This is a genomic window from Kibdelosporangium aridum (genome assembly GCF_900176515.1).
GTDB lineage: Bacteria > Actinomycetota > Actinomycetes > Mycobacteriales > Pseudonocardiaceae > Kibdelosporangium > Kibdelosporangium aridum.
On record NZ_FWXV01000002.1, the window covers coordinates 1,597,302 to 1,621,620 of the forward strand.

The 24,319-nt window shown below is 65.3% G+C and carries 26 protein-coding genes and 2 tRNA genes; 11 read left to right on the top strand and 17 right to left on the bottom strand.

Annotated elements, in window-relative coordinates:
• Positions 1–42 precede the first annotated feature (42 nt).
• The gene (locus B9C43_RS17145) at positions 43–492 is read right to left on the bottom strand and encodes an excalibur calcium-binding domain-containing protein (RefSeq protein WP_084427484.1); all 450 of its coding nucleotides are present in this window, start codon (positions 490–492) and stop codon (positions 43–45) included.
• A 141-nt stretch (positions 493–633) separates the two neighbouring features.
• Here B9C43_RS17145 and B9C43_RS17150 point away from each other — a divergent pair, with 141 nt between their 5' ends.
• Entirely contained in the window at positions 634–1,629 is a 996-nt protein-coding gene (locus tag B9C43_RS17150) for a polyprenyl synthetase family protein (protein ID WP_084427486.1), read from the top strand.
• On the opposite strand, the gene B9C43_RS17155 is transcribed toward B9C43_RS17150, so the two are convergent.
• Positions 1,622–2,683 (bottom strand): DUF1906 domain-containing protein, encoded by a 1,062-nt coding sequence (locus B9C43_RS17155; RefSeq protein ID WP_084427488.1) that lies wholly within the window; start codon positions 2,681–2,683, stop codon positions 1,622–1,624. The two genes, B9C43_RS17150 and B9C43_RS17155, sit on opposite strands and share 8 nt — an antisense overlap.
• A gap of 108 nt (positions 2,684–2,791) precedes the next feature.
• On the opposite strand from B9C43_RS17155, the gene B9C43_RS17160 reads away from it, so the two are divergent.
• Positions 2,792–3,541, top strand: coding sequence for a sulfite exporter TauE/SafE family protein (locus B9C43_RS17160; protein WP_084427490.1), 750 nt, complete (start codon positions 2,792–2,794; stop codon positions 3,539–3,541).
• On the opposite strand, the gene hisC is transcribed toward B9C43_RS17160, so the two are convergent.
• On the bottom strand, positions 3,531–4,601 hold the full coding sequence (hisC, locus tag B9C43_RS17165; RefSeq protein WP_084427492.1) for a histidinol-phosphate transaminase: 1,071 nt from the start codon (positions 4,599–4,601) through the stop codon (positions 3,531–3,533). The two genes, B9C43_RS17160 and hisC, sit on opposite strands and share 11 nt — an antisense overlap.
• A gap of 165 nt (positions 4,602–4,766) precedes the next feature.
• Between hisC and B9C43_RS17170 the strand changes: the two genes are divergently transcribed.
• From B9C43_RS17170 to B9C43_RS17200, 7 genes are all read left to right on the top strand, one after another.
• Positions 4,767–5,438, top strand: coding sequence for a dienelactone hydrolase family protein (locus B9C43_RS17170; RefSeq protein WP_033385985.1), 672 nt, complete (start codon positions 4,767–4,769; stop codon positions 5,436–5,438).
• 25 nt (positions 5,439–5,463) lie between these two features.
• Positions 5,464–5,904: a hypothetical protein gene (locus tag B9C43_RS17175; RefSeq protein WP_033385988.1), complete on the top strand. Its 441-nt coding sequence runs from the start codon at positions 5,464–5,466 to the stop codon at positions 5,902–5,904.
• The gene (locus tag B9C43_RS17180) at positions 5,901–6,956 is read left to right on the top strand and encodes a hypothetical protein (RefSeq protein ID WP_084427494.1); all 1,056 of its coding nucleotides are present in this window, start codon (positions 5,901–5,903) and stop codon (positions 6,954–6,956) included. Before B9C43_RS17175 ends, B9C43_RS17180 begins: the two co-directional genes overlap by 4 nt.
• Positions 6,949–7,701, top strand: coding sequence for an ESX secretion-associated protein EspG (locus B9C43_RS17185; RefSeq protein ID WP_084427495.1), 753 nt, complete (start codon positions 6,949–6,951; stop codon positions 7,699–7,701). The genes B9C43_RS17180 and B9C43_RS17185 overlap by 8 nt, the downstream gene beginning before the upstream one ends.
• Positions 7,702–7,710: 9 nt before the next feature.
• Positions 7,711–9,660 (top strand): acetoacetate--CoA ligase, encoded by a 1,950-nt coding sequence (locus B9C43_RS17190; protein ID WP_084427497.1) that lies wholly within the window; start codon positions 7,711–7,713, stop codon positions 9,658–9,660.
• A gap of 67 nt (positions 9,661–9,727) precedes the next feature.
• Positions 9,728–9,816 (top strand) — tRNA-Ser (locus B9C43_RS17195).
• A 37-nt stretch (positions 9,817–9,853) separates the two neighbouring features.
• Positions 9,854–9,929: transfer RNA gene (locus B9C43_RS17200), tRNA-Arg, on the top strand.
• A 532-nt stretch (positions 9,930–10,461) separates the two neighbouring features.
• Here B9C43_RS17200 and B9C43_RS17210 read toward each other — a convergent pair.
• From B9C43_RS17210 to B9C43_RS17275, 14 genes are all read right to left on the bottom strand, one after another.
• Complete coding sequence (locus B9C43_RS17210) at positions 10,462–11,988, bottom strand: AlbA family DNA-binding domain-containing protein (RefSeq protein WP_084427501.1); 1,527 nt, start codon at positions 11,986–11,988, stop codon at positions 10,462–10,464.
• 166 nt (positions 11,989–12,154) lie between these two features.
• The gene (locus B9C43_RS17215) at positions 12,155–12,790 is read right to left on the bottom strand and encodes a DUF4231 domain-containing protein (RefSeq protein WP_160096542.1); all 636 of its coding nucleotides are present in this window, start codon (positions 12,788–12,790) and stop codon (positions 12,155–12,157) included.
• Between the two features lie 994 nt (positions 12,791–13,784).
• Positions 13,785–14,891, bottom strand: coding sequence for a cytochrome P450 family protein (locus tag B9C43_RS17220; RefSeq protein WP_084427505.1), 1,107 nt, complete (start codon positions 14,889–14,891; stop codon positions 13,785–13,787).
• Complete coding sequence (locus B9C43_RS58475) at positions 14,873–16,249, bottom strand: cytochrome P450 (protein WP_235038656.1); 1,377 nt, start codon at positions 16,247–16,249, stop codon at positions 14,873–14,875. The genes B9C43_RS17220 and B9C43_RS58475 overlap by 19 nt, the downstream gene beginning before the upstream one ends.
• Entirely contained in the window at positions 16,246–16,842 is a 597-nt protein-coding gene (locus tag B9C43_RS17230; RefSeq protein WP_084427507.1) for a GTP-binding protein, read from the bottom strand. The genes B9C43_RS58475 and B9C43_RS17230 overlap by 4 nt, the downstream gene beginning before the upstream one ends.
• Positions 16,820–17,173, bottom strand: a complete 354-nt coding sequence (locus B9C43_RS17235; protein WP_033386006.1) for a DUF742 domain-containing protein — start codon at positions 17,171–17,173, stop codon at positions 16,820–16,822. The genes B9C43_RS17230 and B9C43_RS17235 overlap by 23 nt, the downstream gene beginning before the upstream one ends.
• Positions 17,170–17,568 carry a roadblock/LC7 domain-containing protein gene (locus B9C43_RS17240; RefSeq protein ID WP_033386008.1) on the bottom strand — a complete coding sequence of 133 codons (399 nt, stop codon included), beginning with the start codon at positions 17,566–17,568 and terminating at the stop codon, positions 17,170–17,172. The genes B9C43_RS17235 and B9C43_RS17240 overlap by 4 nt, the downstream gene beginning before the upstream one ends.
• Positions 17,565–18,812: an ATP-binding protein gene (locus B9C43_RS17245; RefSeq protein ID WP_084427509.1), complete on the bottom strand. Its 1,248-nt coding sequence runs from the start codon at positions 18,810–18,812 to the stop codon at positions 17,565–17,567. The genes B9C43_RS17240 and B9C43_RS17245 overlap by 4 nt, the downstream gene beginning before the upstream one ends.
• Before the next feature lie 387 nt (positions 18,813–19,199).
• Positions 19,200–19,553, bottom strand: a complete 354-nt coding sequence (locus B9C43_RS17250) for a DUF6086 family protein (protein ID WP_033386011.1) — start codon at positions 19,551–19,553, stop codon at positions 19,200–19,202.
• A complete protein-coding gene (locus B9C43_RS17255) occupies positions 19,550–20,218 on the bottom strand; it encodes a hypothetical protein (RefSeq protein WP_084427511.1) in 669 nt (222 codons plus the stop codon). The genes B9C43_RS17250 and B9C43_RS17255 overlap by 4 nt, the downstream gene beginning before the upstream one ends.
• On the bottom strand, positions 20,219–20,920 hold the full coding sequence (locus B9C43_RS17260) for a WXG100 family type VII secretion target (RefSeq protein ID WP_084427513.1): 702 nt from the start codon (positions 20,918–20,920) through the stop codon (positions 20,219–20,221). It abuts the gene before it with no gap.
• Positions 20,917–21,237, bottom strand: coding sequence for a type VII secretion target (locus B9C43_RS17265; protein WP_033386042.1), 321 nt, complete (start codon positions 21,235–21,237; stop codon positions 20,917–20,919). Before B9C43_RS17265 ends, B9C43_RS17260 begins: the two co-directional genes overlap by 4 nt.
• A gap of 2 nt (positions 21,238–21,239) precedes the next feature.
• Positions 21,240–21,707 carry a YbaB/EbfC family nucleoid-associated protein gene (locus B9C43_RS17270; protein ID WP_235038657.1) on the bottom strand — a complete coding sequence of 156 codons (468 nt, stop codon included), beginning with the start codon at positions 21,705–21,707 and terminating at the stop codon, positions 21,240–21,242.
• 68 nt (positions 21,708–21,775) lie between these two features.
• Positions 21,776–22,501, bottom strand: coding sequence for a hypothetical protein (locus B9C43_RS17275; RefSeq protein WP_235038658.1), 726 nt, complete (start codon positions 22,499–22,501; stop codon positions 21,776–21,778).
• 129 nt (positions 22,502–22,630) lie between these two features.
• On the opposite strand from B9C43_RS17275, the gene B9C43_RS17280 reads away from it, so the two are divergent.
• Together B9C43_RS17280 and B9C43_RS56690 are read left to right on the top strand one after the other, a co-directional pair.
• Entirely contained in the window at positions 22,631–23,770 is a 1,140-nt protein-coding gene (locus B9C43_RS17280) for a phosphotransferase family protein (protein WP_084427519.1), read from the top strand.
• A gap of 81 nt (positions 23,771–23,851) precedes the next feature.
• Entirely contained in the window at positions 23,852–24,244 is a 393-nt protein-coding gene (locus B9C43_RS56690; protein WP_084427521.1) for a hypothetical protein, read from the top strand.
• Positions 24,245–24,319 lie beyond the last annotated feature (75 nt).

Consider the following 24,319-nt stretch of genomic DNA (forward strand, 5'->3'; position numbering starts at 1 on the left):
CGATGCGGCTGGGTGCGTTACATAAGTAGCGCACCTACCGGTCTAACGCTCGCAGGCGACGCCGTCGCGGTCCCTGTCGAGTTCGTCCCGGTAGCCCGGTTCGCCACGGCGAAGTGGAGCGCGGCCAAAGAACTTCGCGGTGTCGCAATCCGGGAAGTACAGCGGCAGCTCGGGAACCGTGATGGTGATCGTCCACCTTGTCGTCCTTGACGGTTCGTGACGAGGTGACTCGTGCACCGGAGCTTGCTTCGGCGGCGGATTCGTCGCCTTCACCGGCGGCGGTGTGGCCGCGGCAGGCGTCTGGCGCACGGTCGTCGCGTCCACCGTCGGCGTCACCAGGATCGGGCTGCCGACATCAGGTTTGTAGTCGACAGTCCCGAACGGCTGCGAGACAAAGCCGCTGACGTTCGACGTGTCCTGCATCAGCACCGCGCCGACGACCGCGACTGCGGCCGTACCTGCGGCGATCCAGTGCCACGGTCTGCCACCCATAGCTTTCCTAACCGGTTCGGTTACCGGACAGATCCCCGCCGGGGGTCCCGGTGTTACAGCGAGGATCTCCCTCTGTGGAGGGATTTGCCTCGCTCCACCGGTCGATGCGCCGGGACCTGCGGCAAAGCGACCGTGAACGCTATGAACACAACCACCGGCGCCAGAACGATCATGGAGGCCATCGATGACGAGCTGGCGTACGCCCTGCGCACGCGACTCGGCCAAGTCGAGGACCGGCTGCGGGAAACGTTGCGTGATCCGGACAACCCGTTCCTCTCCCGAGCCGCCACGCACCTGATCGACGCAGGTGGCAAGCGGTTTCGGCCGATGATGGTGTTGTTGGGGGCGCAGTTCGGTGAATCACGCACGGAAAGCGTGCTGGACGCGGCGGTTGTGGCCGAACTCGTGCATGTCGCGACGCTGTACCACGACGACGTGATGGACGAGGCGCAGGTCCGGCACGGCGCCGTCACCGCGAACACCAGGTGGAACAACACGGTCGCGGTGCTGCTCGGCGACTATTTGCTGGCCAGGGCGGCGGATCTGGGTGCGAACCTCGGCGATGCCGCGTTGCGCCTGCAGGTTCGTACACTCGGCCGACTTGTTCGCGGCCAGATGGCCGAAACCGTTGGCCCGCAACCGGGTGTGGACAGGATCGGGCATTGCCTGCGGGTCATGTCGGACAAATCGGCCTCGCTGATCTCGATGTCGATCCGGCTCGGCGGCATGGTGTCCGGGGCGGACCGCGATGTGGTCAGCGCTTTGGACATGTACGGCGAAGTTCTCGGTATGGCGTTCCAGATCTCCGACGACATCCTCGACATCGAGGCGACCGAGCGGGACCTCGGCAAAGCACCAGGCACCGACCTGCGTGAGGGAATCGTGACATTGCCCGTGCTTTACGCGATCGAGCACGATCCGGACATCGCCGACCTGGTCGCCGAGCCGATCACCGACGACGCCCGCCGGGCCGAGGTGCTCGACATCCTGCGTGCCTCACCAGGACTGGAGCGGGCACGTCAAGAGGCGGACCGGCATGTCCAGCGCGCCAAGGACATGCTCCACGACCTGCCGAAAATCCCCGCGCGGGCGGCCCTTTTCGCGTTGTGCGACTTCGTCACCAGCAGAACTACTTGAGATCAAGGAAGTTGCTGTCGATGTTGATCGTCACGCCGTTGTACGACTCGTCGTGACCGCCGAGGTACTGGTGGATCCGGCCGCCCAGCCACCGGTCGGCGGGCAGGAACTTGCCTCCGTCCACATTCGCCTGTCCGTTCCACCAGGCGAACCAGACGTGGTCCGGCCGTGAGTACGCCCGATTGTCGTGGTTGCGCACCAGATCGGTGATGCCCGAACCCGCGCTGCTGTAGACGCCGGAACGGTAACCGCGTTCCCGCAGCTGATCAGTCCAGCCGCTGAGGAACGACATCACGGCCGCACTGCATGGCCCGTCGCCGATGTTGTACGCCTCCATGTCGTTGTAGATCACGGTTCCCGGGTTCATCCCCAACCGCGACGCCTGCGCGACGCCGTCGGACGCGGCCTCCCTGCCCTGCCTGCGGGCGGCGTCGGTGTTCAGGTCGATCCGGTGCCGGAACGACGTGCAAGGTGCTTGCAGGCCAACGTAAGTGGGGATCAGGTGCCACCCCTTCTTGACCTGCGTGCCCACCCAGCCAGGTGTGAGGTTCGGCTGCGCGCACGCTCGGTGGATGCCGCCGATGTACACACCGATCGCCCGGAACTGCGATCCTCCATGCCACGCGTCCATCGCGCCTTGCGAAGGGGCCGCGCACGCGTCGAACCCGAGTCCTGTGTAGACACCAGGCTGGACCGTACGGACCTTTGCGGGCTCGGCGGCCTCGTCGACGCGGGTGGCCATCGCGGCGTAGCGGTCCCCGGTCACGGTCACGCGGGTCTGGTCGCCGACCGGTTCGATCAGCACGGCGTCGGCGGTCGGCCCCATCCCGGCCCCGCACCGCTGATCAGGCCCGGGTTTGCCGAGGTACACCGCGTTGCGGTCGAACCGCACGCACTCGGTCGGGTTCTCGGCCAGATCGATCACCGGCCAGTCGGCGGGCACGTTCAGTTCGTATCCGCGGTAGCTGACCGCCCGCTCCTGTTCGGCATGAACCGGGCTGGTCAGGATGGCCGCGAGCGTGATCACGCTCGAAGCGACGATCGACGCGCGCATGCAGATCACTTCCCGATGGTCACTCTCCGTGCAGGTATGCGGACATCTTCGGTGATCTGCACGACCTCGGCCACTCGAACGTCCTAGTCACGTGTCACGATCGCCCGGATGACTCCTCTCGAGGCGACACTGATCGCACTGGCTGGCGTGTGCGCCGGAGCGATCAACACGGTCGTCGGCTCCGGCACGTTGATCACGTTCCCGGTGCTGCTCGCGCTCGGTTACCCGCCGGTGGTGGCCAACGCGTCCAACAGCATCGGCCTGGTGCCGGGCGGTGTCGCGGGCGCGATCGGCTACCGCCGTGAACTGATCGGCCAGCGCAAACGCTTGCTGCGGCTGGGAGGGGCGTCCTTGCTCGGCGGCGTCACGGGCGCCGTGCTGCTGCTTGTGTTGTCGCCGGACGTGTTCGAAGCGGTCGTGCCGGTGCTGATTGTGATCGCATTGATACTTGTCGTGGCGCAGCCGTGGTTGTCACGCAAACTCGCTTCGATGGAACGCCACGAGCACGGCGGCGCCAGCGCGATCGCGGCGGCGTACGGCACAGGCGTGTACGGCGGCTATTTCGGTGCCGCGCAAGGTGTTCTGCTCGTCGGCATGCTCGGCATCCTGATGGACGAGCGGCTGCAACGGCTCAACGCGCTCAAGAACGTGCTGACAGCTGGCGTGAACCTGGTCGCAGGCCTGGTGTTCGTGGCGATCGCGGACGTCGACTGGTGGATCGTGCTGCTGATCGCCGCCGGCTCGACAGCCGGCGGCATCCTCGGGGCCAAGATCGGCCGGAGACTGCCGCCGGCAGTGCTGCGCGGGCTCATTGTCGCAGTCGGACTGGTCGCCGTGGTACTGCTCGTTATCGACTGAACGACTTCGCCGCGGCCAGGAAGATGTCGTTCTCCTCGGGTGTGCCGATCGTCACCCGCGCGCCGTCGCCGACGAACGCACGCACCACGACCTTGTGCTCAAGACAGTGCTCGTTGAACGCGGCTGTGTGCTCACCGAGCGGTAGCCACACGAAGTTCGCCTGCGTCTCCGGCACGTCGTAGCCCGCGGCGATCAATTCGTCCCGCACCCGGACCCGCTCGCCCTTGATCTCGTGGACGCGCTCGAACAGCTCCTCTTCCGCGTCCAGCGAGGCGATCGCGGCGGCCTGAGCCAGGTGGTTGACGCTGAACGGCAGGCAGACCTTGCGCACAGCGGCGGCGATCTCCTTGGAGGCCACGCAGTACCCGACGCGCAGCCCGGCAAGACCGTACGCCTTGGAGAACGTCCGCAGCACAGCGATGTTGTCGCGCTCGCGCACGTGGTCGATGCCGTCGGGGGCGTCAGGGTCCGTGACGAACTCGAAGTAGGCCTCGTCCAGCACAATGAGCACATTGGACGGCACCGCGGCCAGGAACCGGTCCAGCTCGGCCTTACGCACGAGCGTTCCAGTTGGATTGTTCGGCGAGCACACGAACACCAGCCGTGTCTGCGGGGTGATGGCGGCGAGCATCGCGTCGAGGTCGAGCGCGTGGTCGCTGGTCAACGGCACGCGGACCTGCTTGGCGCCGACGACGTGCGTGACGATCGGGTACGCCTCGAACGAGCGCCAGCCGAACACCACCTCGTCGCGTTCGGTGCACGTCGCCTGGATCAGCTGCTGGCACAGGCTCACCGAGCCGCAGCCGATGGCGATCTGCGCCTCGGGCACGCCGAGCTTCGCGGCCAGCCGCGCGGTGAGCTCGCCCGCGCCGGTGTCCGGGTAACGGTGGACCTGCAGGGCCGCCTCCGCGATCGCCTTCGCCACACTGGGCAGTGGCCCCGCCGGGACCTCGTTGCTGGCCAGCTTGATCGCACCGGGAATCGACCGGCCGGGAACGTACGACGGCAGAGTCGCCAGGTCAGCCCTCGGCTGGACGTTACTGGGGCGGACGGTCGTCATATCAGGTTCAGCCACACGCGAACGGTAACTCTCCATGGGCGGGCGCCGCGCAACCATTTGGACTCGGATGCGGTTTTCCGGCCTCTTGCTGGACGGTCTATCGTGATTGCCTCGTCTGTTTGGTCACGTTGACTGATGTTCACCCCTACGTGATTGGGTGGAGCCATGACCGAGACACGCACGGAGGAGTTCCAGCTCAAGGACGGTCGCGCCGCGGTGCTGACCGTCGCCGAGCCGGAACAGGTCGTCCGGGGCGGCCTGGTGGTGCTGCATGAGGCCGGCGGTGTGACCGACACAGTGCGCCTGCTGGTGAGCTCACTCGCCGCGGAGGGGTGGCTTGCCGTCGCCCCGCATCTCTACCACGGCTCATTGCCGCAGGAAGAGCAGGTCAGACAGCTTTCCGGCGACTCGGTGCTGGCCAGTACCGACATCGCGTTCGCCGTGCTCGCCGAGCGCAAGATCACCGCCGACCTGATGGGTGTGGTCGGGTTCGACCTCGGTGGGACCGCGGCCATGGTCGTCGCGGCGAAGCGATCCATTGGTGCGGCCGTGAGCGTCGGCGCGAGTGGCATCATCGAGCCGATTTCCTCCGCCCTGCCGCCACTGGTCGAGATCGCCGGTGACCTGAAGTGCCCGTGGCTGGGCATCTACGGCGACCAAGACGACGTAATCCATTCCACCGAAGTGGAAAAGCTACGGGATGCGGCGGTCGGTGCGGGCGTGGCCACGAATGTCGTGCGCTATCCCGCGGCAGGGCACCGTTTCGACGCGGATCCCGCTGCTGCGACGGAAGCGTGGCACCGCACGCTCAACTGGTTCGATGCGCACCTGAGGTAGGCCTTTCGTAGGTATCGTGCCGGGCATGCCCCAGACACCAAAGCCGGTAGGTGGTTTTTCGGCGCCTGCGGCCGGACTCGCACCCGTTGCGGGCCAGGTCGAGGAAACCAAGCGGAAAGCGGAAGTCGAAGGGCTGACGCTGGATCCGGCCGCGGCGACCGCGCTGCTCAACACGATCGCCCAGCTGCGGGCGCGGGTCGACGACCTGGTCACCGAGTGCGCTGAGCTGGACCAGCCGCTGAAGTTCGGCGCGAACTTCGTCGGCAAGACCGTCGCCAACCGGTTGCAGGACACGGTTTCCGGGGGCAACGCGTCGGTCACGCCGGTGCTGAGCTCGTTCGGCAAGGTGCTGGGGGATCTGCAGTCGCTCATCCAGGTGGCGTCCGGCCGGTACATGGTGGCCGACGACGAGGCCGCCAAGAAGATGCAGACCTTCATGTCGCCCTTCGGGTTGGAGGCGCGATGACGGTCCGCGCGCCGCTTCCGTGGCCCAAGCCGGAGCCGCAGCCGACGCCCGGCGAGGACGCGCTCTACGACAACGTCGACTGGATGACCTTCACCCACGAGCAGCTCTACGAGATGGTGCACCAGGGCATCGACGTCTCGGGGGCGAACGCGGTCGCCGCGAAGTGGGCGATGCTCGGCACGGCGATGCAGGAGATCGGCGACGAGCTCGCGAAAGCGCTTGCGGCCTCGCTGGAAGCCTGGCAGGGCGCCGCAGCCGACCAGGCACGCGGCAGCTTGGCCGCGCTCTCCGCGTGGTCCACCGATGCCGGTGTCACCGCCAGGGACGTCTCGGCGCTGGTGGCTCAGGAGGCGAGCAACGCCGAGAACGCACGCCGCACCATGCCTGAGCCGGTGGCGACGTTCCGGCCCGCCATCCCGATCCCGGCCAACGCCACGTCGCCGATGAGCGCGGCCTTCGAGTCCGCCGTGGACATCGTCAAGGACCCGCACGGCCCCACCCATACGCAGCACGCCGCGCACCAAGAAGCCGCGCAGGTGATGCAGCAGTTCCAGACCGCGTCGCAAGAGGTCTACGGGACCGTTCCGCAGTTCGCGCCGCCGGACACCCGTGGCATATACCGGCTTCCTGAGTCCGTTCCGCCTGCGCCGCCGCCTCAGCCGCCGCAACCGCCTCAGCCTCAACCTGTGCCTCCGGTTGCGGTACCGCCGCCGCCAACTCGCGGTCCCGTTGTCGCCGGAGGTAGCGGTCCTGCGTCCCCGGTTGCGCCTGTGCAGCCTCCTCCGCCAGCGGCTCGTCCTCCGGCCGCGCCTGGGGGTGCCGCTGTGCCGCTGCCTGTCGAGGAGTCCCGGCCCGCTCCACGCGTGGCGCCCGCGGTGTCTTCCGGTGGTGGCGGGATGAGCATGTCGCCGATGGGCATGGCTGGTGGCGGTTCGAAGGAGGAGGACCAGGAGCGCAAGGCGCCCAAGTACCTGGAAGGCGACCCGGAGCTGTTCCGGATCGCGGACCGGCTCGCGCCACCGGTGATCGGGGAGGAAAACGGCGGTGCGTGACCCGCATTCCGGGTGGATCCAGCTGTCCGCGGCCGAGTTCGTGCTGCTCTGGACCGCCCTTGAGCTCGGCCCGATCCCGCTCGCGCTTGGCATCCCCGCGATCGGCCGGACAACCCGGACCCGCAAGGCGCTGATGGACGAGGCCTCGTTGACGCTTCAGTCCCGTGACCTGGGCACAGTCCACGCCCCTGCCCGTGACGTCGTCGGCGTACTGCGACTGCTGGCCGAGCACCAGACGCTCGTGGATCTGACCGTCGACGGCCAGGACTCCTCGTTGGCCGCGATCGGTGCGTCCAGCTCACGAGGCCGTGCCGTGGCTGCGCGGGTAGGCGACGAGGTTCGTGTCGGACTCGTGGACCGCGTCGTCATTGCGCTGTTGGACGCCGTAATCCCGCTCCAGGCCGGTCCCGGCTCGCCGACCAACATCCGTGTGGCTGACTACGAGATGGCGTGCGCTGAGGGCGCGTACGACGGGCTATCCGGCTTCATCAGAACGCTGACCGACGCGGGTATCCGGCAGACGGACGCCAGCATGGTCGCGCGGGCACTGACCACCCGGCTCGGGGGTGGCCGACTCGGCGTGAGCCATGGACGTGACCGAGCCCATATGTCCTGGGTGGACACTCCAGACGGCCGGTACGCGCTGCGTGCGGTGGCGGGGTGGGTGAGCGTCACACCTGTCGACCCGTATCGACTGGGTGCTATGGCTGACGAGATGGTGGTTTCCGCATCGGCCATGAGCTAAGAACGGGGCATGACCACTCCAGAGTTGCTGTGGCAGCCCGACCCCGCCGCCGAGACCCGGTTGGCGGAGTTCCGTGCCTGGTTGCGTGCCAACCGTGATCTCGACCTGCCCGACTACGACGCCCTGTGGCGCTGGTCGACCACGGACCTGACGGGTTTCTGGGGTGCGCTGGCCGAGTTCCTCGGAGTGATCTTCCACTCGCCGCCGACCGCGGTGCTTGGCTCGACCTCGATGCCCGGCGCGGAGTGGTTCCCGGGCGCGACGCTGAACTACGCCGAGCAGGCGCTGACCGGTCAGCCCGCGGACGACCTGGCAGTGGTTTTCCACCGCGAGGACGGGAAGTCGTCGCAGCTGACGTACGGCCAGTTGCGGGCCAAGGTCGCCGCTGTCCGCGCCTCGCTGGCGTCCCTCGGCGTCAAACGCGGGGACCGGGTGGTCGCGCTGGCACCGAACTGCCCAGAGACCCTGGTGGCGTTCCTCGCGGCGGCGAGCCTCGGCGCGATCTGGTCGTCCTGTTCGCCGGACTTCGGCCCGCGCGCCATCGCGGACAGGTTCACCCAGATCGAACCGACGGTGTTCATCGCGGTGAACGGCTATGTCTACGGTGGACGGTCCTTCGACACCCGGCCGACCGTGGACACGTTGCGCGCCGAGATCCCCAGCCTCCGCGCGACCGTGCTGATCGACTACCTCGACAACGGCGCAACCCTGCCGGACACCGTGTCCTGGAACTCGCTGCTGGACGCGTCGGGAGAGCTGGCATTCGACGCGGTGCCGTTCGACCACCCGCTGTGGGTGCTCTACTCGTCGGGCACCACAGGCCTGCCGAAGGGGATCGTGCAGGGCCACGGCGGGATCGTGGTCGAGCACCTGAAGATGCTGGCGCTGCACAGCGACCTGGGGCCAGGGGAGCGGTTCTTCTGGTTCACCACCACCGGCTGGATGATGTGGAACTTCCTGATCTCCGGCCTGATGGTCGGCTGCACAGTGGTGCTGTTCGACGGAAACCCGGGCTACCCGGACCTGACGGCGTTGTGGCGGCTCGCGGAGCAGCACAGGGTGACGTATTTCGGCACCTCGGCGCCCTTCATCCAGTCCTGCCTGAAGAAAGGCATCAAACCGGCAGCCCAATTCGACCTGACGGCCCTGCGTGCGATCGGGTCGACCGGGGCCCCGCTGGCGCCCGAAGGCTTCCGCTGGCTGGCCGACGAGGTCGGACGAGACGTCCAGATCTGCTCGGTCTCCGGGGGGACGGACCTGTGCACGGCATTCGTGGCCGCGGCGCCCGAAGTCCCAGTCTGGATGGGTGAACTGTCCTGCCGCGCACTCGGAGCAGCGGTCGCGGCCTTTGACGACGACGGCAAAGAAGTGATCGACGAAGTGGGCGAACTCGTGATCACGGAGCCGATGCCCTCGATGCCGGTGTCCTTCTGGAACGATCCCTCCGGGGAACGCCTGAAGGCGTCCTACTTCGAGCAGTACCCAGGCATCTGGCGGCACGGAGATTGGATAAGGATCACACCCCGCGGCTCAGCGGTGATCTACGGCCGAAGTGACTCGACCCTGAACCGGGGCGGAGTCCGAATGGGAACAAGCGAGTTCTACCGAGTTGTCGAAGGCTTCCCAGAGGTCGCGGACAGTCTTGTGATCGACACCACGGGAGTGGGACAGCCAGAAGGAGAACTCCTCTGCTTCCTGGTCCTGACCCCAGGCGCGTCGTTGGCCGTGGTCGAACCCCGCCTGCGAGCCGAACTGCGGACAGCGCTGTCACCCCGCCACGTGCCCAACCGGTTCATCGAGGTCGACGCGATCCCCAGGACGCTGAACGGCAAGAAATGCGAGGTCCCGGTCAAGAAAATCCTGGCAGGCGTAGCCCCCGACAAGGCCGTGAGCAGGGACGCCCTGGCCAACCCGGACGCACTGGACCCCTTCGTCACACTGGCCGCCGGCGGCGAATGAGGGGGCCGCTTTTCAGCCTTCCCAGGGCCCTGTAGTACTCTTCTCTCCGAAGCGGCCGAGGGCCCCGGGAGGCTTCGCCTAGTCTGGTCTATGGCGCCGCACTGCTAATGCGGTTGGGGATAACACCCCTCCCGGGTTCAAATCCCGGAGCCTCCGCAGGACGTTCGGCTCCGGCTGAGCGACAACTGAACAAGCACCCGTAGCTCAACGGATAGAGCATCTGACTACGGATCAGAAGGTTAGGGGTTCGAATCCCTTCGGGTGCGCCAGACAAACCGCAGGTCACCGACCTGTGGTTTGTCTATTTCAGGCCGTCCTGCAAGATCGTTTCCCTATAGCGTCCCTTGAGCAGTGCATGGTCGACTGGGTGTTAAGGGATAACGTTCTGTAGTTTTCGCTGCATGTAGGTCATGATGTCTGTCCAACTGGCACTCAGACCACTGCGTGTACCGAAAGTTGTCTGGGTTCGTGGACGTGGGACCTACGAGGGCGGTCGATCAACCTTTGTCGACGGATGGTTCACGGTGTGCGGGCGACCAGGATGGCTTTCACACCTACGCCACGCATCGCGCGGGTCTTGTGCTGGCCATTGCCAGGTTTGGCCGGGTTTCGAGGATCGAGCTGGGCGATCCGGATCGGGGCTCCCTCATTCGTGCAGACGGCGCGATCGATATCAGCAGCAGGGCGGCGGCGAGATGACTGGGTGCGTGCTGTCCTTCACGTTGACGGACTTCCTGTCGCTGACACTACGTCCATGTGTCTTGGTCGTCGCCGGTCTCCGCTTCGGGATGAGGGTCTTCCTTACTTGGACTGGGTCTGATGTCGTTCCACGAACTTGAGGACACGTTGGTCCGTGAGGCCAGTCCAGCCTTGGTACCTCAGCCCTTCCCTGGCAGCTGTTTCATCAAGCCTGACGATGGCGTCGGCCAGCAGCTGATCAGTCCCGTCGAACAGCAGATTCCGCACGTCCTGTTCTGTCACAACGGCGATAAACGCTGGCTGGCTGCGAGGCGTGTAGTAGCGCGCGAAGTTGGGGTAGTAGTTGCCGCTGTCCAGGCTTCTGCGCCCGCCGATCACTATGACGCAGCCATACACATCGAACTGGCAGAGGCTGTTCAAGATCGCATCATCATCGGCGAACTCGCCTAGGTGCAGGGCGTCGTTGCTGCGCACGATGTTATGGGCTCGGGCTAGCAGCCCGGCCTTCTCTTCGGTCTCGAAGATCCTGGCTCGTGCGGCTTCAGTGAGTGCGTGCCGAAGCCAACTGCCGTACTCGTCAAAGGCGCCAACGTTTGGTCGGCGGTCGGCCAGGAGCCGAACCGCTCCCCATCGCTCGAGCCGCACGGCCAAAGCCCCCAAGCCGTAGACTCTCGTCACGATGTCAAGCCAGAGCCACACCGACGCCGTTCCCGCGGCGTTATAGCCAGGCTTGTCGAAGCCACGCTTGTAGGTGCGGACCAAGACATCTACCACGCGTTTAAGCCAATCTTGCCGCTCGTATTGGATGGCCAGTGCCGCGATTGTCGTCAAGCGGTCCAGCAAGCGCCGGAGTTCTTCCTGGTCCCTACCCAACAGCTCAGCGGCTTCTCCGACAGCTGTGTTCAGCAGCCGGCGTAGCGGGATGTCATCCCCGCGGCGAATCAGCTCGGTGCTGACCTCGGCGAAGGCGCCGGCGTCTAGGCGCCAGGTCAGTGCCGCAGCTGGCAGCGCCTCGATGTCCTGAACCGTCTTGGCCGTGGTCATGATCGCCTGCAGTTCCGTTCGCATCTCGACGAGCCATGCTTCCTTCCGCCTGGCCACAATCTGGCTAACCAACCGTTCTCGATCCGCGTCCGTCCACCGTTCGCTGCGGGTGCCATGGCGGACGAACACGTCGCCGACGCGGAAGATAACCTCTTTGCGGCGCTTGCCGTTGGTGTCCACCTCGTACTCACCGTTGGCTTTGAAGATGCACCAGCCGACGTCACTGGGGGCGACGTAGATCAGCGCAACGATGGAGCTGTCGATGTCGTGCCGAGCGACGCGGATCTCTGGCTCAGAGAGATACTTGGCCAGCTTGGGCCGCAGGGTGGCGTCATCAAAGTGGCGAGCGAGGTCTCGACTCAGATCCGGGACTACATTGCCGTGGTCATCGGCCCCCACTACGATGTATCCGCCGTTCGGCTCACTCTGCATGGCGGCGATGTGTTTGGCAAGGTCGACGATGTCCTGGGTGTTTCCCCTACCCAAATTGAACTGCCGCTTATAGTCCAAACAGGACAGTTCGCAGCGTTCGACCAGGAGCTCCAGCAGCTTCTCTTTCGTAACTACTGGTTCGACGACGACCATGACGTGTACCTCTCTGTCAAGAGTCCGATTTTAACCTTCGTCATCGTGATTACGAATAAATTTGCCATGTGGGTAATTCTGTCGTCTGGGGCAAGCTGAGCGACTAGCGCGATATCGCGGGAGTATTCTGCCAAGGCTTTACTCGTAAGATTCATTCGCGGGCCCACTATTCCTGCGGCGAACTGGGGACTCCAGCGCGTGGAGAGCCGTTGCGCTGGATGAGCTCATCTGGCAAGCGAACCGATCCAAAGAAGGCATCTTGCTCGTGCTCAAGGGCGATGGCAACTTGCTCAAGGGCATGCTTCGTGGCCTTATGGGTCTTGGAAACGTTCTCCTTGGGCTGGGCCGCCAAGGCCATAAGTTCCAGTTCCCAGCGCTGGATGATGCCGGTCAAAGCCAGTTCCTGAGTCTTGTACAAGTGCCAATTTTCATTCCAGCCGTAGAAGCCGCGGATGCCGCCCACTACCGCGATAGCTACGCTAATGCCGGTAATCACTGTGTCTTGCCAACCACCATCGGCACTCCGTAGGGCCGTGTAGACAAATGGGAAGCTCACGCTCAGCACAATTTCCAAGATGCCGCCGATGCGAAACCACGCCATGTGCCACCAGCCGAATTTGCTGTATCGGTGCTGAGCGGTCCGCACCGCTCGATCCATCACCTCAGCGTAGGTAGGAAAAGCCTCTGTGACAGTGTCCGACCATGGCAGCCTCTTGCGCCACCGCTTTTGCTTGCGAGTAAGCGTCGACGACTTGGTTGCCTCAGCCTTCGTGGTCTTAGTGTCAATGTCGGAACCGCTCACATGTCCTCCTTGCGTCGGTTGTACCCGCTCATCGGGCCTGGGCGCCCTGCTGATGTGCCTTCGCATCGCACGCAGGAGGGAGGATGTTTCGCTTTGTGCTTCGCGTTGCCCAACTGTTAGCTCGTCAAGGCAGGTACGTTACTTCCCGCGTTCAGCAGATCGAGCATTACCACTGTCATGACCCCAGATGTTTATCGGGTCTATGCTCCAGCTACGGCGGTGGATCACTATTTGGTGGACTTGATGTTGGCGGAGATGATCCATTCGCGTCGGTGCCCTGTTCGGGTTTCCGTTCCTCCGGCGGTGGCTCGGAGTCGGCCGGCAGCGCCCGCAGCACCTTCTCGACCGTGTCCGGTGAGATGGATCCGTCCTTCTTAGTGCGAAGCAGACGAATAACGCGTATAGCGGTGAAGGCACGCACGAGCCGGTGATCCATCCTTGTGACGTGACGGATGGCGCTCGTCAAGACGAGATGCCCGGGCAGACCCGTCCCTTACTCCTGGGCTATTCGGTGTCCACCGCACGGCCGCACGGGCATAGCGTCTCTGCCGAAACACCGGTGGCTCACATCGTCCACTCTGGACAATAGTGGTATCCCCAGAGTGGTGTATGAGACGGCTCCGCGTGATTCACCCGAGCATGCGGATAGTGCACCTACAGTGAGAGCTGTGATGCTCAGCAGGACCGCGTGCCGTCCGCTCGTAGTGTCTACGTCGGACCGCTAGGTCGACTCGTTAGCGTGCAGGGAAGCAAGATCAAAGCCGCACCCACATAGAATGCTGCGAATCGGTGAGATATCATCAGAGGTGCCGAGTGGCAATTCCTTTGCGGGACAACGGGGTTAGCAAACGGTTGACATGTGTCCAGTATGGAGCGCGTCGAACCCCCAGGTCATCGGCCTGGGGGTTCGACTTTATGTAGACCGTTGCCGACTTATTTCCAGGATTCGCTGCAACGAGGCACGCCTGTGCGGTGCGGTCGGCTTCGGGTGTGATCAGTGCAGCATGACCGGCAGCGCTACGTGACCGTTGGAGATGAACGACTGGCTGGGCTCTAGCTCGTCGGGTGCTGCGGCCAGCTTGATATTCGGGAACCGGTCAAACAGGGCAGGCAACGCAATCTCGGCCTCCAACCGCGCCAACGGTGCTCCCAAGCAGTAGTGCACGCCATGGCCGAAGGCGAGGTGCGTCTTCTCCTCCCTGGTGATGTCGAACGCATCCGCTGTATCGCCGTACATCGAGCGATCTCGGCCTGCTGATGCGTACGCCGCCAAGATCGCATCGCCCTTCTTGATGGTCACGTCGTTGTCGAGCTCGATGTCCTCTATCGCGTACCGCAACGGCAGATACGCCACCGGTGCCTGCCAGCGCAGGGTTTCCTCGATCACGTCACCCCATGACCTTGTGCCCGCGCGCACCAGTTCCAGCTGGTCCGGGTGGGTCAGCAGCGCTGTGATCGCCTGGTCGAGCAGGTTCACGGTCGTCTCATGCCCTGCCGAGATCAGCAGGATCAGCGTGTCGACGAGTTCGGCTTCCGTGAGGTGCGACCCGTCCTCCTCGCGCACCGAGATCAGCCCACTGGTGAGGTCGTCACCCGGGGTCTGCTTTTTCGCCGCGACGAGCTCGTGCATGATCTGGTACATCGCCTCGACGTTCGCCATCGCGTCCTCAGGCGTTGCGGTGGTGTCGAACACACCGTCCACCACCCGGCGCAGATCTGCCCGCACCGAGTCGTGCACGCCGAACAGCTGGCAGATCACTTCGATCGGGACCGGGTACGCGTAGCCTTCCCGCAGGTCGACTGGTTGCTCGGATGAGTCCAAAGTGTCCAGCAGGCTCGCGGTGATCTGTTCGATCCACGGCCGCATCCCGGACACTCGGCGGGGGGTGAAAGCCTTGGACACCAACGAACGCAGCCGTCGATGATCTGTGCCGTACGCGGTGAACATGTTCTGCACCGAGACCCACAGGTGCAGCGGCCAGTCCTCGGCGATCTCCCCGTTGACGTACCGCGGCCAGTGCATCCGCGGGTTCTTCGACACACGCGAGTCGCTCAACAACCGCCGCAGCGTCTCCTGGCGGTTTACCGACCACGCCACCACTTCGCCAGGAAGCTCCACCAGCGTCGCCGGGCCGTGCTCGGCGAGCTTGGCTGCTTCGGCGTGGATGTCTCTGCCTGTCGGGTCGAGGACGAAGGGGCGGGAGTTGCGGTCCATGGTGTTTCTCCAGGCGTCTCGTCGGGTTGGACGGGCACATTTACCGGGGTGAAACGCACGGGGAGCGCGGTCAGCGCACGGTGGAAGGGACCTGGCCGCCAGACCAGTTCGTCCACGGCGACGGCCAGCCGCATGTCAGGCAGGCCGTCCAGGAGTTTCTCGATGGCGACCGACGCCATCAGCCGGGCTTGTTGTTGCGCCGGGCAGGAATGCGGGCCGGCGCTCCACGCCAAGTGTGCGCGGTTGCCGGAGCGCTGCTGGTTGGCCAGCACAGGATCGTTGTTCGCGCCGGCGAAACTGATCACCACGGGTTCGGCTGCGGGCAGTCGTACACCGGCGAAGTCGGTGTCCTCGACGGGATAGCTCGCCGAATAGTTGGCCATCGGCGGGTCTGTCCAGAGCACTTCGTCGAGCGCCTCCTCGACCGGCAGGCTGCCGCCGGAGAGGTCACCGGCGAACCGCTCGTCCGACAGCAGCAGGCGGATCCCGTTGGCGATCAGGTTCTGCTCCGGCTCGGTGCCCGCCCCCATCAGCAATATCAAGTGGTGCAGCACTTCCTCGTCGGACAGCTGCGCTGGGTGGGCCATCATCCACGACGGCACATCCTGTCCTGGCTGCCGCCGCTTGAGCTCGATGAGTTCAAGCATCGCCTGGGTCAGCTCGGCATTGGCTTTCTCCGGGTCGATCATGTCGAAGATGCCGCGCATGCCCGCGACCATCCGTTCACCCAGTTCCGGCGGGCAGCCGTACAGGTGGTTGAACATCATCAGCGGCACGAGCATCGCGTACTCAGCCAGCAGATTGGCCTCGCCGCGTGGGCCGAACCGGCCGATCAGCAGGTCCGCGGTGAACTCCACTTGCGCCCGCAGCGCGCTCAAGTCCACTCTGGCCAGTGAATCGGTGACCGCCGCCCGGTAGCGGGCATGCGCCGCGCCGTCGGCGAACAGGGCGTTCGGCCGGTACATCATCATCGGCAGCACCGGGCAGTCCGGCGGCATCTTCTCCTGCCATTGCACCGGATTACGCGGGAATGTGTTGGGATTGCGGAGGACCTCCAGCGCCGCGTCGTATCCCACGACCAGGTTGGCCGACACGCCCGGCGCCAGCTCAACTGGCGCGACCGGGCCGTACTGCCGCAGCGCCTGATAGGTGGCAACCGGATCGGCGGCGAATTCCGGACCGTACAAGGGCATCCGGCCGTGTTGCACCGGACATGCCTGTCCTGGCGCGGCTTTCGAAGTCACACAGTCTCCTGGGTGCGGGTGAGCAGATAGTCGACCAGGGCGATGAGCGCCTGGGTGGACGAGCCGGCGTCGCGAGCGTCGCAGAACACCAGCGGTGTCTCGTCGAGCAGATCCAGTGCGTCGCGCAGTTCCTCAGTGGGAAATGTTGGCGCGCCGTCGAATTCGTTGACAGCGACCGCGTAGGGAACGCCGAGTTCCTCCAGCAGGCCCATTACCTCGAAGGAGTTCTCCAGGCGGCGGGTGTCGGCCAGCACGAGTGCGCCGAGTGCGCCGTACGCGATGTCCTTCCAGATCTGGGTGAACCGCTGCTGACCGGGTGCGCCGAACAGGTACAACACGAGGTCGTCGCTGAGCGTCAGCCGGCCGAAGTCGAGCGCGACTGTGGTGGTGCTCTTGCCGTTGACTCCCGAAAGGTCGTCGACGGAGGCGCCCGCCTGCGTCATCGTCTCCTCGGTGCGCAGCGGGCGGATTTCCGAGAGCGTGCCGACGAACGTGGTCTTGCCGACCGCGAAGTGCCCGACGATCAGCAGTTTCACCGCCGTCCGCACCGTGTCAGGCAGATACACGCCGTCAGAGGCGAGCGCGGAGCCCATCTAGTACGTCCTTCAGCAGCTTGATGTCCGGGCGGGTGGTGTACGGAACAGCGGCGTGCGTGACGATGTGGCCGCTGTCGACGAGATCCGACAGCAGGACCTTGGTGACGCTGATCGGCAACGACAGGTGCGCCGCCACCTCGGCGACCGACAGCGCACCGCCACGGCAGAGCTCCATCAATCGGCGTTTCTCCGGCGACAGCCCAGCCACGTTCTCGCGCGTCGCCATCACGACGGTGACCACGTCGAACGTATTGCGGCTGGGGTGGGCACGGCCGCCGGTCACCACGTGCGGCCGCACCAGTGCACGTTCCCGCCGGGGGTCCGTCATACCCGGCTACCGGCGTCCTGTCGCGGCGGACTGGTCAGTTCCTTGCCGAGTCGCTGCACGAGTTCCTGCAGCCGGAAGGAAACCGCCTCCATGTCGACCCGGTCTGTCGCCGACACCGCGAGGTACGCACCCGGACCGGCGGCGACGAGGAACACGTAACCGCCGGGGAACTCGTTGACCGTCTGCTGCCATCCGTCGGGTGTCTGACCGCAGAACTCGGCGGTGTTGCGAGCCAGCGCCTGCAGCCCGGACATGGCCGCGGCGTGCCGTTCCGCGTCGTCGCGGCTGATGTCCTTGGAGTGCGCCATCAGCAGCCCGTCGGCGGACAGCAGGATCGCGTGCCGTGTCTCCGGCATCGTCATGGCGTTGTCGAGCATCCAGCCCAACTTGTTCATGTCTGGGGGTTCCCTTCAACCACGGGCGGGGAAATATCGCGGCCGGAGCGGGTGCCACGCTGCCATGCCGCGAGGCCCTTGGCGGTCCGCTCGTTGGACTGCACGGCCTTGGTGGTGGGCGCAGGCGTGCTGCGTTCCCCGGTGGCCCGTTCACGGCGTTGTCGCCGTGGCAGACCGCTCGGCGTACGGTCCGTTTCGCCCGTGTCCACTGATGGCGCCGCTTCCGGCGTGACCGCTACGTTCGGCATCTGAGGCTTGGTGACGCGGGTGAGCAACTCCGTCGGCAGGAAGACAACCGCGCGTACGCCGCCATATGGCGAGCGCGTGTCCACCGAGACACGGAAGCCATACCGCTTGGCCAGCACGCCGATGACCGCGAAGCCGATCTGCGGCGGGTCACCGAGCCGGTTGATGTCGCTGCCACCGTCACCAGTCAACAGCCGTTCCGCGCGCTGAAGTTCTTCGACGGTCATACCGACGCCGGCGTCGTCAATCATGATGACCATGCCGTTGTGCGCCTGCTGGAAGTTGACCTCGACCATCGTGTTGGGCTGTGAGTGCCGGGCGCCGTTGTCGAGCAGCTCGGCCACTGCCAGCACAACGGGTTCGACCGCACGGCTGATGACAGCGACGTCAACCTCAGCTGGGACGCTGACCCGCAGATAGTCCCGGATTCGGGAAGTGGCACCACGCACCACGTCGGTCAGCGCGGACGCCGAACGCTGCTGCCCCGGCCACGATCCACACAGCACAGCCGTCGCCTGCGCGCGCCGTCCCAGCTGGGAGTTCATGTGGTCGATGCGCATCAGGTCGGCGAGCACGTCGGGATCGTCGTGCCGCTGCTGCATCGACGAGATCGTCACCTGCTGCTCGTTGGCGAGGCTCTGCACCGTCCGCATCATCGACTTGACCGTCGCCTTGGCAGCCTGCACACCCCGCGCAGTGGCGTCCTGCACCGACTCGGTGAACAGGTCGAGCACGCGAGCGTGTGTCTCGGCCAGCTCGGCGTGCCTCGGCCCGGGTACTTCCACCGGCCGGTGGTTCACAGCCTCGGCCAACGCGGGCAGCCGGGTGGCGACCAAATGGTTTTCCTCCTCGGCTCTCATCTGCAGCCCGGCTTCCGCCGCTGCGCAGCGGGAGCGCAGTTCACGGACCACACGGTGCTGGCGGACCAGCAGCACCACGGCGACGAGCGCGGCAGCGAGCACGAACCAGAACGCCACCGCGAGTGTTTGTTGATCCATCAAATCCTCTGGTGCGGGCGAGTTGCCGGATCCCAGTGAGTCATGAGGCACTGATCTCTATCACGTGACTCGGTGCGACTCCAAGTGGCTGCAGTAGTTTCCCTCCGATGGACCAACTTTCACACAAAGCGGTACCATATGTCCACAAAGGACATTCAACGCCGTCTTCATGTGCCGCCACGGTGTCGTTGACAAGCGACTTCGCCGTTTCCTTCGCGCCGGTAGGAATTCCCTGTCACGCAACAGGAAGGCGTAGATCGCCTCCGCGGGGATGTCACCGACTAAGCGTGGGGTCTGGTCGACACGTGACCGCCTGCGCCGAGCTGGTTCATCGCGGCGGCAAGGAGCCGGTCGCTGACCTCCTGGGGCACCGCTGAGCACCGTAGCTCATCTGGGCATGGAGAGAGCCTGCGCGCGCGTGACCAAGTCCATTTGTTCCTGGGAGGTCGCGGTCAATGGCCGTCCGGCGCGGTCGAGAACTACAACGGACGGAGCGAGCACCGCTTCCAGCAAGCCGCGCAGGACAGGATGGCCGGAGGAGAAATTCATCTCGAAAATGGCCTTCACCAGTGTTTCGTACGAATCGAGGTCGATCTCGTACATATCCGAGGCGATTTCGACGAGTCCGGTGGGGAGTTTGAGCATGTCTGCGATTTCCTGCAGGAAGCGGACGTAGAGGTCGCCGATTTGCAGCGCAGGACTCCATACCGTCTCGTCGTCGACGTCGAATACGTAGCTCATTCCGCCCACTTCACTAGGATGGTTACGTCAGGGTACTTGACGCGCAGGTCGGCTATTGCCTTCTCCACCGCGGCCTTGAATGCCGGGTCGGGGTTCGGGCTGGTGAAGTCGATGCCGACGGGGGCGTTCTCGCGGCCCGCGATGTGCTGGCGGGCCGCGATGTAGGCCTCGGTCTTCTTGATGACCTGCTTGTTCACCCACTTGTCGACATCCGTGGCGTTGACCGCGGACTTCTCCTCCCACAGCACGCCGCTCTCCGGGCGGTCGATGTCCGTGATCGTCCGGGACAGGTCCGTCGGATCGTCGATCGGAACGTCGTGGTCCACGCCGTCTCTGATGTAGTACTTGCCGTCGCTGCCCAGATTCGGGCGCTTCGGGTCGTCGAACGTGACGCCCGGCGGTGGTTCGGCCGGGTCACCCGGCTGTTGTCCGCCACCTGGGCGGGACTCGCTTGTGCTGCCCGGGATTTCGGCTGGCTTACCGCGGTCGCGGGCGGTGCCGATGGCGTCTTGTGCGTTGCTGACGTTCTCGCCCGCGTTGATCGATCCGTGTTGCTGCGACGGTTTGCCGTCCCCATCACCGTTGCCGTCGGGTGGTTTGCCCGGGCCGTCCGGCGGAGTGCGCCGGTGCAGTGCGAACCACACAAGGATTACGAGAAGTCGCATCTACGCTCCGAGCAGCTTCGTGAGGTCGGTCAGACTGGTGATCAGCGCGGTGGTGTAGACCAGGATCCGGCCTGCCCACTTGACCACCGCCGCCGCGATCTGTGACGCGATCACCGGGATCGTCACCACGAAGATCGCCTCGACCGCCCAGACGATCACGCGGGCGACCAGGTCGGCGATCAGGTCACGGACCAGTTCCCGGGTCAGCTCGACCAGCCCGCCCGCGCCTTCGGTGGCCGCCGCCATCGCGGCCGACACCGCGGCAAGGCCGCCGATCGCCTCCACGTTGTTGACCATCAGGCTCTGGTAAGCCGCAGCGGCGTCACCTTTCCAGCCGGGCAGGTCGTTCTGCAGGTCCGCCTTGAGGTCGGCAGCCATGTCGTGCAGTTCGGTCGCCATGTTGTTCCAGGTTGCCGCGTGCGCCCTGACCACGTCCGGCTTGCCGGTCAGCTCGTCGAGCACTTCGCGCAGCGGCTCGAAGTACTCGATCGCCCAGCCAAGGCCGTTGGCCAGCAACGCGCTGATCGGATCCATCACGGTGGCCGTGATCTCGACTCCGGCTGCCGCACCGGCCAGCGCGTCGTCCACCCAGCCTTCGCTCTTGATCGCATCGACCAGGCCTTCGATGCTGTCCGCGAGGCCGGAGCCGGTCCACGCCTCCCTCGACGACTCGACCGGGGCGATCAGCGAATTGTCGGTCACAGCAGGCCCCCGTCGGCGACTTCCTCCATCAGGCCCGCGTTCGCCCGGTCGACGGCCTGGTACTCGTTCGCGCTGTGCCGCAAGGACTTCGCGACCAGATCCAGATTCTCCTTGACCTGGTCGAGCAGTTCGTCCTGCCTGGTGTGCCTGCCTTCGAGCACACCGGAGATCCATCCGCACAGCAGGCCGTACGCCTGGTCGTCCTGTGCGATGTGCGCACTGGCGGATTTCACGGCGTCGAACCGATCCCTGATCGCTTCGATCTTGCGCGCGTGTGCGAGGAGTTCCTCGGTGTCGACCTCGAGTCCCTGTCCCATGGTCACTTCCGCCACAAGTCGGAACGGACGTCGTAGTCCTCGTCGTCGACGGACGTGGTTGGAGCGGGCTGCTCGACCGGTGTGCTGCGCAACTGCCGCCCAACACTCTCAGCAATCGCCTGTGCCGCAGCCGATTCGGTACCCACTGTCGCTGCGATGATTTCCTGCGACCGGTCAGCCAGTTGGTTGCGGGCTTCGCTGATCGCGGCCATGACCGCCCGCGATACGGCTTCCGGGGTCGACCGCGACATCCGATCGGTCAATCGCAGATCCACCAAGGCGCCGGTGGAGTCGACCGTCACCTCGGCCAGTCCGTTGGGGTCGGTCACGCTGATCCGGACTTCACGCAGCTGGTCGCTCATTGCCTGCGTGTCGGCGGCCAGTTTGTCGATCCGCCCTTTCCACGCGGCCAAGCGCTCCCGTGCGCTGTCCGGGTCGAGGATGTTGCCGTCCATATCGCCCCGATTCACCTGGAGTGTCTGCGCCGAGGTGCGAGTGTAGGCAGGGGGACGCTTGCGTAACAGTGAAATGGATGGGATTACGCCTTGGCGTAAGCGATCTCCAGCGAGTGCTGGGTACGGGTTATCCACACTGAGTGGGCTGCCGCGGCGAGCATTGCGAGGACGCCGAGGTTTTCGCCGAGTTCCTCGGCGTGATAGGTCAGCACGTAGAGCGGTCCGCTTTCGCCTGACGCGATGAGCAAACCTTGAAGCGCCTCGCCGCCCAAAGCCGCCGCCAGCAACAACGTGCAGCCGGCGATCATGTACCAGCGGGGGCGGCCGTTCAGGTGCCGGGCGAGTAGCAGCAGGCCGATGGCGACGATGAGACCGGCTACCAGGCCGGGGAGGAGCCAGTAGAACGGGAAGCCGCCCTCATACGTCACGAGGTGGCGGCCGATACGGTCGAGGCGTTCGTGTAATTGCGTGTGGTCGTCGAGGGACAAGGCGCCGAGCATTGTCGCGCTGGCGAACCAGGCCCAGCTGCCGCGCACGCGCGCCGCGTGCCCGATGGCGCCGAGCAAGGCGTGGGACGCCGCCGCGATCACCAAAAGCCCTGTGCTCCACCAGGTTGGCAGATTCCCCTCTACGAAAACGTCGAGGTAGTCGTGGATTTCGCCACGGTTCGTCGTCAGCGGGTGGTCGATCAACGCGGGCACGGCCATGCTGGCGACGTTGATCGCCAAGGTCACGCCGAGCAGGGTCCAGCCGGTTCTTCGGAGGCCTGCGCGGCGGGGGACGAAGATCCGCTCGGTGTCTGCTTCCACCACGGCCTCCGGTAATCGGACAATTGGGACTTGGGCACGCTAGCGCAAGGTCACCCCGCCGAACGCAAGATGAAGGTTTCTTCATCGGCGGCTCATGGCCGCATCATTCCCGTCGTAGATCGTGCTGGCATGGCTGATCTCGCACTTCTGACGGGAGCGGCGGCGGGTGACATGCTCGCCACGGTGGTGGCCGGGGCCGGCGGGGAACTGCTGCACTGGTCCGCCGCGCAGGTGGATCATCAGCCGGGGAAGCGGACCACGGTCAGCTACTCGGCTACTGTCAAATGGCCTGACGGGACACGCAACGAGATATTGGGTGCCTCGTCCGGACAACTGCCCGACGGCGTTGTCCGGATCACCGACGGCACGACGGACGTTGGTGTGTGGCGGTTTCCGTTCGATCCGGACCTGCCTGGGCTGCCGCGCGCCGTTGACCCGGCGCAGGCGCGCATCCTCATCGAAGCCAGTGGCCTGGACGTCGGTGGTGACGTGTCCATTCACACGAGGGCGTACCGGCCGCGGCGGCGCGCGGTCGTCGAAGTCCGGCTTCCCAACCAGCGCAGGGTCTTCATCAAGGTGGTACGGCCGAAGCTGGCGAAAGATCTGCATGACCGGCACCGAATCGCCACGACGGCACCGGAGTCCTTGGGGTGGACGGACGACGGTCTTGTCCTGCTGGCCGGTCTGCCCGGCCGGACCTTGCGGGAAGAACTGCTGGACTACAAGGGAGTCGACCCGCGCAGCGTGACCGATGCCTTGGACGGCCTGCCGTGGGAGCTCGGGGGCAAGCGGAGACCGACATGGGGTCAGAAGGCCGCGCACTACGCCGAAGTCGTCGCCGTCACCGCGCCGCACCTGAGCAAACGTGCCTGGCTGATCGCGGCGAAGGTTCACCACGAATCACCCGAGGGCCCGGACGTCCCGGTGCACGGGGACTTCTACGAGAGTCAGCTCATCATCCACAATGGACAAGCGAGGCTGCTGGACATCGACACCGCCGGTCGTGGCGAACGACTCGACGACGCGGCATGCCTGCTGGGACACCTGTCCGTGCTGGCCCAGATCCGCGCGGACCATGCCGCGCACATCACCGACGTCCAAGATGAGCTGGCCGCACATTTCAGCGAACAGCTTGACCCGCTAGCACTCCATCGGCGGACTGCGGCCGTGGTGCTCTCGCTCGCGACGGGCCCGCATCGCGTGCAGGAGGAGAACTGGTTGCGCAACACGGAACTTCGCGTCGAGTTGGCCGAGCGCTGGCTTGGATGAGAAGTCCTTCATGGACATCCACCCGTTCCTTTCATCTCCGGCCGCCATTGTGGAAGTACAGCCAAGCAAGGAGAGGACACCATGAACAGCAAACGACCGTGGATCATCGCAGGCGTCACCACCTTCGCGCTGGCAGGCTTCGGTGCGGCAGCGGCCATCGCCGACGACGACGGCGGCAGCACTGTGCGTGATCCGCATCCCGCACCGGTTGTGCAGAAGTTCGACGCACCGCTGACGCAGAACGGGGTGTTCGACAACTCGCCTGAGACCGCTGATTCGCCGACGGCGTCGGTCGTCGACTCGGTCGACCCGGCACTCGACACGGCCGACTCGCCGGACGACAAGGTCGCCGCGCCGGTCGCGAAGGTCAACAAGGAAGCCAAGGTGACAAAGGTGACCAAGGCGGCGAAGGCGCAGGCGCCCAAGAAGAAGGCTCCCGTCGACTCGGCTGACTCGGGTGGCAGCGCCGACTGAGTCATCCACAGGGTGCGGCCTTCCTCCGGGAGAGGGGAAGGCCGTACTCGGATGAACGAGCACATGACTTCCTTG

What these genes read in the sequence shown, in the direction of transcription:
- B9C43_RS17145 (WP_084427484.1), bottom strand. Translation starts at nt 492, where the DNA reads ATGGGTGGCAGACCGTGGCACTGGATCGCCGCAGGTACGGCCGCAGTC.
- B9C43_RS17150 (WP_084427486.1), top strand. Translation starts at nt 634, where the DNA reads ATGAACACAACCACCGGCGCCAGAACGATCATGGAGGCCATCGATGAC.
- B9C43_RS17155 (WP_084427488.1), bottom strand. Translation starts at nt 2,683, where the DNA reads ATGCGCGCGTCGATCGTCGCTTCGAGCGTGATCACGCTCGCGGCCATC.
- B9C43_RS17160 (WP_084427490.1), top strand. Translation starts at nt 2,792, where the DNA reads ATGACTCCTCTCGAGGCGACACTGATCGCACTGGCTGGCGTGTGCGCC.
- hisC (WP_084427492.1), bottom strand. Translation starts at nt 4,601, where the DNA reads ATGACGACCGTCCGCCCCAGTAACGTCCAGCCGAGGGCTGACCTGGCG.
- B9C43_RS17170 (WP_033385985.1), top strand. Translation starts at nt 4,767, where the DNA reads ATGACCGAGACACGCACGGAGGAGTTCCAGCTCAAGGACGGTCGCGCC.
- B9C43_RS17175 (WP_033385988.1), top strand. Translation starts at nt 5,464, where the DNA reads ATGCCCCAGACACCAAAGCCGGTAGGTGGTTTTTCGGCGCCTGCGGCC.
- B9C43_RS17180 (WP_084427494.1), top strand. Translation starts at nt 5,901, where the DNA reads ATGACGGTCCGCGCGCCGCTTCCGTGGCCCAAGCCGGAGCCGCAGCCG.
- B9C43_RS17190 (WP_084427497.1), top strand. Translation starts at nt 7,711, where the DNA reads ATGACCACTCCAGAGTTGCTGTGGCAGCCCGACCCCGCCGCCGAGACC.
- B9C43_RS17210 (WP_084427501.1), bottom strand. Translation starts at nt 11,988, where the DNA reads ATGGTCGTCGTCGAACCAGTAGTTACGAAAGAGAAGCTGCTGGAGCTC.
- B9C43_RS17230 (WP_084427507.1), bottom strand. Translation starts at nt 16,842, where the DNA reads ATGGGCTCCGCGCTCGCCTCTGACGGCGTGTATCTGCCTGACACGGTG.
- B9C43_RS17235 (WP_033386006.1), bottom strand. Translation starts at nt 17,173, where the DNA reads ATGACGGACCCCCGGCGGGAACGTGCACTGGTGCGGCCGCACGTGGTG.
- B9C43_RS17240 (WP_033386008.1), bottom strand. Translation starts at nt 17,568, where the DNA reads ATGAACAAGTTGGGCTGGATGCTCGACAACGCCATGACGATGCCGGAG.
- B9C43_RS17245 (WP_084427509.1), bottom strand. Translation starts at nt 18,812, where the DNA reads ATGGATCAACAAACACTCGCGGTGGCGTTCTGGTTCGTGCTCGCTGCC.
- B9C43_RS17250 (WP_033386011.1), bottom strand. Translation starts at nt 19,553, where the DNA reads ATGAGCTACGTATTCGACGTCGACGACGAGACGGTATGGAGTCCTGCG.
- B9C43_RS17255 (WP_084427511.1), bottom strand. Translation starts at nt 20,218, where the DNA reads ATGCGACTTCTCGTAATCCTTGTGTGGTTCGCACTGCACCGGCGCACT.
- B9C43_RS17265 (WP_033386042.1), bottom strand. Translation starts at nt 21,237, where the DNA reads ATGGGACAGGGACTCGAGGTCGACACCGAGGAACTCCTCGCACACGCG.
- B9C43_RS17280 (WP_084427519.1), top strand. Translation starts at nt 22,631, where the DNA reads ATGGCTGATCTCGCACTTCTGACGGGAGCGGCGGCGGGTGACATGCTC.
- B9C43_RS56690 (WP_084427521.1), top strand. Translation starts at nt 23,852, where the DNA reads ATGAACAGCAAACGACCGTGGATCATCGCAGGCGTCACCACCTTCGCG.